The 7,181-nt window shown below is 65.5% G+C and carries 6 protein-coding genes; all 6 read right to left on the bottom strand.

What is annotated here, in order from left to right:
* On the bottom strand, positions 1–2,150 hold a 2,150-nt coding region (locus tag EGJ34_RS19450), incomplete at its 3' end, for a methyl-accepting chemotaxis protein (protein WP_125362099.1).
* Positions 2,151–2,244: 94 nt separating this feature from the next.
* Positions 2,245–2,625 (bottom strand): hypothetical protein, encoded by a 381-nt coding sequence (locus tag EGJ34_RS19455; RefSeq protein WP_125362100.1) that lies wholly within the window; start codon positions 2,623–2,625, stop codon positions 2,245–2,247.
* A 143-nt stretch (positions 2,626–2,768) separates the two neighbouring features.
* Complete coding sequence (locus EGJ34_RS19460) at positions 2,769–3,260, bottom strand: chemotaxis protein CheW (protein ID WP_125362101.1); 492 nt, start codon at positions 3,258–3,260, stop codon at positions 2,769–2,771.
* Positions 3,261–3,621: 361 nt separating this feature from the next.
* The gene (locus tag EGJ34_RS19465) at positions 3,622–4,398 is read right to left on the bottom strand and encodes a flagellar brake protein (RefSeq protein WP_125362102.1); all 777 of its coding nucleotides are present in this window, start codon (positions 4,396–4,398) and stop codon (positions 3,622–3,624) included.
* Between the two features lie 85 nt (positions 4,399–4,483).
* Positions 4,484–6,676 (bottom strand): methyl-accepting chemotaxis protein, encoded by a 2,193-nt coding sequence (locus EGJ34_RS19470; RefSeq protein WP_125362103.1) that lies wholly within the window; start codon positions 6,674–6,676, stop codon positions 4,484–4,486.
* 38 nt (positions 6,677–6,714) lie between these two features.
* The gene (locus EGJ34_RS19475) at positions 6,715–6,903 is read right to left on the bottom strand and encodes a hypothetical protein (RefSeq protein ID WP_125362104.1); all 189 of its coding nucleotides are present in this window, start codon (positions 6,901–6,903) and stop codon (positions 6,715–6,717) included.
* Between the last annotated feature and the right edge of the window lie 278 nt (positions 6,904–7,181).

Below are 7,181 nucleotides of genomic sequence, written 5' to 3' on the forward strand. Positions count from 1 at the left end.
GTGGCTTCTTCCACCAGCGCGGCGTTCTGCTGGGTGGTTTCGTCCATCTGCACCACGGTCTGGTTGACCTGCTCGATACCGGCCGACTGTTCCTGCGAGGCCGCCGAGATTTCCGACATGATGTCGGTGACGCGCTGCACCGACGCGACGATCTCGCCCATGGTCTGGCCGGCTTTGTGCACCAGCGCCGAACCGTCATTGACCTTGCCGACCGAATCATCGATCAGGCCCTTGATTTCCTTGGCAGCACCGGCCGAACGCTGGGCCAGGGTGCGCACTTCGGAGGCGACCACGGCGAAGCCGCGTCCCTGTTCGCCGGCACGTGCGGCCTCCACCGCGGCGTTCAGCGCCAGGATGTTGGTCTGGAAGGCGATGCCGTCGATGACCGAGATGATTTCGGCGATCTTCTTCGAGCTGGTCTGGATCGCGCTCATGGTGGTGACCACCTGGCCGACCACTTCACCGCCCTGCGAAGCGACGGTGTGTGCGCCGATGGCGAGCTGGTTGGCCTGGCGGGCATGCTCGGCGTTCTGGCGCACGGTGGAGGTCAGTTCCTCCATCGAGGCGGCGGTTTCTTCCAGGTTGGCCGCCTGCTGTTCGGTACGGCGCGACAGGTCGCTGTTGCCGGTGGCGATCTCGCTGGCGGCCTGGCTGATGGCCTGGCTGCTCTGCTTGATGCGGGTGACGATGCCGCTGAGCTGTTCGGCGGTGGCGTTGGCATCGTCGCGCATGGTGGCGAACACACCGTGGAAATCGCCGTGCATGCGTGCGGTCAGGTCGCCCTGCGACAGCGCGGTGAGCAGGCTGGAGATCTGTTCGATGCTGCTGGCGTTGGCGTCGAGCAGGCCGTTGATCTGCTGGGCCAGCTGCAGGAAGAAGCCGTCCTTGCCTTCGGCGGCAATACGGCCGCTGAGGTCGCCGGCGGCGGCCTGGGCAATGACACGGGCCACTTCTGCTTCCACCAGTGCTTCCGGGGTGCGGTCGCGCCATTCCACCACGTGGCCCACGGTGTGGCCGTCTTCGTTGCGGATGACGGAAACCACCTGGGCGAACTGGGCATCACCGAACTGCATGGCGCGGCGGGCGACGCCGTTCTGCTTCAGGTTGGCGAGCAGGGCCGGGTCGGTTTCTCCGTTGTGTTCCAGCACCGTCAGCGGACGGCCGACCAGGCTCTGGCTGGCGTCGAACGCCGGCAGGTCCTTGCGCAGTTCGTCCTGGTACTGGGACAGGGTCTGTTCCAGGGCGCGGTTGGCGTAGACGATGTTGAGGGTGTCGTCGGTCAGGTACACGCCGGTGGAGCTGTAGTCCAGCGCGGTGCGGATGCGCAGGTTTTCGCGGGCGACGGCCTGTTCGGTCTCGGTGCGCTCGCGCAGGTCGCGCTGCATGCGCTGCATGGCCTGCAGCAGGTCGCCGACTTCGTCCTTGCGGGTGATGTCGATGTGGCCGTCCAGCTTGCCGCCCGCGACCTCATTGGCGACCGAGACGGCACCGCGGACGCTGCCGACCAGCGAGCGGGCAAACAGGTACACCAGCACCAGGCCCAGGGCGGCACCGCCGAGCAGGGCGATGACGGTCAGGGTGGCCGAGGCGGCGTAGGTGGATTCGGCTTCCTCGCGCGAGGCGCGGGCGAGGCGGTTGTCTTCGGCGATCAGCGTTTCCAGTGCGGCCGATGCCTTGAAGTGCTTGGCACGGGTTTCGCCGACGAAGGTATCGATGGCGTCATCCGGCAGGTCCAGCTCCAGCATCTCGGTAACCGAGTCGTAGGAGGCCAGTGAGTCCTTCCACTCCTTGGCGAACGTATCGAACAGCTTCTTCTGCTGCGGGCTGTCAATCAGTTCGGGGTATTTCTTGATCGACGCATCGATCTTGGTACGCAGATCCGCAGCACGGGTCTTGGCTTCGGCCTTGACGTCGTCGCTGGCGCGGATCAGGCCCTGGTAGGCCGAGTTACGGTACTCACCAAGCATGCCACGCATTTCGCCGGCCATGCGGATGCTTTCCATCCGGTTGCCGGCCAGTTCGGTGGTGACATTGTTGAGGGAGTGCAGGCCGCGGTACGCGACGATGCCCTGAAGCAGCATCACCAGCAGCAGGACGCCGAACGTCAGCATCAGCTTCGGCATCAGTTTGAGATTATTGATCCATTGCATGGTGGTGCACTCTCTCCAGTGGCAAACGCGTCCGGGCGTGTCCCGGTTGCAGCGACCACGCCGGCCAGTGCCGGCGTGGCAGGGCGTACGGGAATTACTTGATGTCGGCCAGCTTCAGGCCGGACGGACCGCTGACTTCGATTTCAGCGCGGGAGGCGTCGCGCTGGATGGTGCCGATGACGCAAACCGTCTTGCCTTCCAGGGTTTCCAGCGGGAAGTTGAACTTGCCGCGGTTGGCACCGGCGATGCGGGCGGAGAAGGTGTGGCGCGGGAAGGCACCGCCCATGTACAGGAAGGTCGGCTGACCTTCGGAACCTTCAGCGTAACGGGCCTTTTCGACCTTGCCGCAGACCATGCCGTCCTTGCCGACCGAGCGCGGGGCCAGTTCCGGCGGGATCATGGCGGACTGGGCGGAAACGGGAGCAGCAGAGGTGGCCAGCACGGCGACCGAGAACACGGCAAGCAGAGACTTCATCGGGAGATACTCCGGGGGATTTGGATGGATGGCCTGGCCGTGGAATACCCACGGCACGAGGTCCTGACACGAGCTATCGGCCAAACGCGACACAACTGAAGTGAGAATGTGTGCTGTTCATCACATTTCTTCACGGTGGTGCGTCAAGCGGCCGCATCTTCCAGGTGCTGGGCCTGGCCCATGTCGGCGCTGTCGAGCAGGGTTTCGATATCGAGCAGGATCAGCATGCGATCGTCCTGCGTGCCGATGCCGGAGATGAAGCGGGTATCGACGGCGGCACCGAACTCGGGGGTGGGACGGATCTGGTCGGCATTGAGCGGGATCACGTCGGACACGCTGTCGACGACGATGCCAACGACGCGGTCGTCAACGTTGAGCACGATCATGACGGTGAAGGCGTCATAGCGGGCGTCTTCCAGGCGCAGCTTGAGGCGCAGGTCGATGACCGGCACGATGGTGCCGCGCAGGTTGATGACGCCCTTGATGTAGTCCGGCGCATCGGGAACGCGGGTGACGGAATCGTAGCCGCGGATTTCCTGGACTTTGAGGATGTCCACGCCGTAGTGCTCGGCACCGAGGGTGAAGCTGAGGAATTCGCCGCCGCTGCTGGCGGCATTCTTGTTGCTGTCGTTCATCGGGAAGATCCTGGGTCGGGCGTGGCGGTCGAAAAAAACCGGGTGTCACGCTGGATATCGGCCTGGATCTAGTTGTCTTTAGCGTCAAAGTTTGACGCGAACAGCTCGCCTCGCCGGAGGCACTAGGAGCTTGGGCCATCGGGTACGGGGGTACGGGACACGCCGTGAATCCATCCATGGAGGCTACTCGGACGCCATCCATGGCGCCGAGTGTCCCGTACCCCCGTGCCCGATGGCCCCCGACAGCTGGTCGGCTGCCATGGAAGATCAAATGCGCACTGCTCCGGTAGCGTCGGTCGACAGACGACGGCCGTGAAATGGCCAACATCCGGTAAGGCATGACCCCGGATCGAAACTGACCTCAGTCGCCGTTCTTTCTAGCGCTGCGTTGGCGGTCGATGCGGAAGATGTAGCGCTGGATAGCGCTGTCGCCGCCGCGGGGGAGGCCGTCGAAGCGCATGCCGATGCGCTTGGTCTCGGTGCCGTTGGCCATCTTGATGTTCAGCTGGTTGCAGACGATCAGCGAGACCTGCAGGGGGCCGCTGTCGGGCATGTCGAGGCGGGCGTCGTAGCGCTTCTGCAGGGCGAAGGCGTTGCAGCTGGCCGGGACCGTGACCGCCAGGCCGCCGGCGCTGATGTCGACCACGCGCAGGTGCAGGGCCTCGCTGCGGTCTTCGTTGACCGGGAACAGCAGGTGCGGGGAGTCGGTGATCGGGGTTTCCAGGCGGTACAGCTCACGGCGCTGCAGGTGCACCAGTTCGGTGGGGAATGGGGCGCGGAAGCCGATGTGGCGGTGGTCGCCGGTACGTTCGAGGTGGTCCACCCGGAACCGGACCATGACCCGGTCCAGCTGGGCGAAGCAGAGCAGGTGGCCGGCCTCTTCGGCAGCGCGGTTGGCGGCTGGCGACGGGCTGCCATCGAGCAGCAGCCAGTCCTCGTCCTCATCCAGTTCCAGGATCGCAGTCGGGAATGACTGGTCGCGGCCGCCGAGATGGGCGTTGATCAGCGAACGCTGGTCGATCAACGCCTGCAGCAGTTGCCGGATCTGGCGCGGATTGCGGACCAGGAAACGGTCGTCCGTGCCGTCGTCTTCGGCGGCATGGGCGGTGTCGTGTGCGTCAAGGCTGCCTACGGACATGGATTCTGCTGGGTGTTACCGGGTCTCCCTGCATTTATCGGCAGCCGGTCACACTTCTGTAGGGCCGTTCTGGCCAGGAACGCGTTCACGGTGACGCGTCCGCAATCTCGCGGACCCGCTGCATGACGGCCAGCGGGCTCGCCGCATCGTGCAGGTGGAAGCGGGCTACCGCTTCGGCCAGGATACCTGCCTGCTCTTCCATGCCCTGCGTTGCCTGGCGCGACGCATCCACCAGCGCGGCGTTCTGGCGGGTGCCCGCGTCCATCTGGGCAATGCTGTGGTTGATCTGTTCGATGCCGATGGACTGCTCCTGCGAGGCGGCGGATATCTCGCCCATGATCGTGTTGACCTGGCCGACCGCGCTGACGATCCCGCCCATGGTCTGCCCGGCCCGGTTGACGAGTTGGGCACCGTGGGCGACCTTGTCGACCGAATCGGCGATCAGTCCCTTGATCTCGCGCGCGGCATCGGCCGAGCGCTGCGCCAGGGTGCGCACTTCGGTAGCGACCACGGCGAAGCCGCGGCCCTGCTCACCGGCGCGCGCGGCCTCCACTGCCGCGTTGAGCGCCAGGATATTGGTCTGGAAGGCGATGCCGTCGATCACGGTGATGATGTCGCCGATCCGGCGCGACGCTGCCTCGATCGCTCCCATGGTGTCCACCACTTCACCGACCACGGCACCGCCCTGTGCGGCCACGTCGGCGGCTTCGCTGGCCAGGTGGTTGGCCTGGCGCGCGTGCTCGGCGTTCTGGCGCACGGTGGCGGTCAGTTCCTCCATGGTGGCCGCGGTTTCTTCGAGGCTGGCGGCCTGCTGTTCGGTGCGGTTGGCCAGGTGAGCGTTGCCCTGCGCCATCCCGCCGGCGGCGTCGTTGAGGTTGTTGGACGCACTCTGGATGCGTCCGACAATGTCGGTGAGCTGGGCGATGGTGGCGTTGGCGTCGTCCTGGATGCGTGCGAACACGCCCTGGAAATCGCCGTGCATCTGCGTGGTCAGGTCGCCGCGCGAGAGTGCGGCGAGCATTTGGGAGACCTGCTCGATGCTGCTGGCGTTGGCATCCAGCAGTCCATTGAGACGCTGTGCCAGCTGCAGGAAGAAGCCCTGCTTGCCCTCGGTCACGACCCGGCCACTGAAATCGCCCGCAGCCGCAGCCTGCACGATGTGCTCCAGTTCTTCTTCGACCTGCACTTCCAAGGTGCGGTCGGCCCACTCGACCACGAAGCCCTGGCGACTGCCATCGGCGGCGATGATCGGGTTGACGATCAACTGCATGACCCGGCCACCGACGCGGATCTGTGCGCGATGGGTGCTTTCGAGCGTTTCCAGCAACCGGGCCTGGTGCTCCGGATGACGGTGGAAGATGTCGATGTTGCGGCCGACCAGGTCGCTGGCGCTGAATTGCGGCAGGTCCTTGCGCAGATCGGCCTCGGCACCGGCAAGCATGCGCTGCAGCGGGCGGTTGACGTAGACGATGGTGCGCTCGGCGTTGGCGATCATCACGTTGGTGGTGACATCGTTGAGCGCGGCGCGCACGCGCAGCATCTCATCCAGCCCGGCCTGTTCCTGTTCGCGCCTGGCCAGTAGCTGATGACTGCTGTGAACCATCGCGCGGGCCAGTGAGTCGGCCGGAAACTGGGCTTCATGCAGGTCTGCCGGCAGGGGCTGGTCATTGGCCACGCCGCGCGCCAGTCTCGCGAGTTCGCGTGGATCGTGGCCCAGCAGCAGCAACTGGCGGCGCATCTGCACGGCCATGGCACAGAGCAGCGCGGTTTCCACCACCACGTAGGCGGCATGCAGCAGCACCACCCCGAAGCCGCTGCCGGCGGCAAACACCGGCAGGTCCAGGCCGCGGCTCTGCAGTACGAAAAACAGAACGTGGTGCACGGCAATCGCGGCGGCGGCCACCACGATCGGCAGCCAGTCACGGTAGTAGAGCAGCAGCGCGATCAGCACGATCACGCCGAAGTGGGTTTCCAGCATGCCGTGGGTCTGGTGGATCAACGTGGCGGCCAGCACCATCCAGACCAGTGCGACGGTGCAGCGCGACAGGCGGGTACCGGGCAGCCAGCGGGTCTGCAGCGCGACCAGGGCCAGGCTCGGCAGGCTGATGGCCAGGGCGGGCGTCCAAAGTCCATTGCGCCAGGCCAGTACCAGCGAGATCGCGGTCAGCAGCGCGGTCACTGCCAGGAACAGGCGATCCGCCTCGGCGGCAAGGGCCTGCAGATACGGCACGTTCTCATGACCCACAAGCGAATGCGGGGTGGGGCGGGGTGCGGACATGCGGACGACTCCTTCTGGCATGAGCGGCGTATGGGACGTCAACGACGTACGACGGTGGGTGCGCAGATAGCCGGATCAGCACCCAGTGACGGGTTGCGGGTGGGCGCATCGTGGAAGAGCAGCGGGATCACCCAGCCGAGCCAGAGCGCCAGGGCGGCGATGCCTGCGACGGCGCGGGCGGTCGATACGGGATGGGGCGCGGTGGTTGCGGAATCGGGTGTCGCCATGCGCCGCCCTCCCAGGCCACGTGAGTCCCTTCTTAACGGCCCAGGTGCGTACGGACTTGATCCTATTCAGCTGCCGTTTTGCCGAAATCGGTCGGCTTTCTTTCAATTTTGTGACGAGAATCTCATTGTGGGTGGGCGAAACGAAAACACCCCGCCTAAGCGGGGTGTCTATGGATCAATCAATGTCAGGGCCGGGAACTAGAACTCCTGCCAGTCGCCCTCGCTGGCGAGGGCCGGTTCGCGAACGGCCGGCTTGCGTGCCGGCGCGGTGGCGCGAC

The organism is Stenotrophomonas sp. 278, assembly GCF_003935715.1.
GTDB lineage: Bacteria > Pseudomonadota > Gammaproteobacteria > Xanthomonadales > Xanthomonadaceae > Stenotrophomonas > Stenotrophomonas maltophilia_AH.

Excerpts from the sequence above, each read along its gene's own strand:
- EGJ34_RS19455 (WP_125362100.1), bottom strand. The coding sequence starts at position 2,625 with ATGAAGTCTCTGCTTGCCGTGTTCTCGGTCGCCGTGCTGGCCACCTCT.
- EGJ34_RS19460 (WP_125362101.1), bottom strand. The coding sequence starts at position 3,260 with ATGAACGACAGCAACAAGAATGCCGCCAGCAGCGGCGGCGAATTCCTC.
- EGJ34_RS19465 (WP_125362102.1), bottom strand. The coding sequence starts at position 4,398 with ATGTCCGTAGGCAGCCTTGACGCACACGACACCGCCCATGCCGCCGAA.
- EGJ34_RS19470 (WP_125362103.1), bottom strand. The coding sequence starts at position 6,676 with ATGTCCGCACCCCGCCCCACCCCGCATTCGCTTGTGGGTCATGAGAAC.
- EGJ34_RS19475 (WP_125362104.1), bottom strand. The coding sequence starts at position 6,903 with ATGGCGACACCCGATTCCGCAACCACCGCGCCCCATCCCGTATCGACC.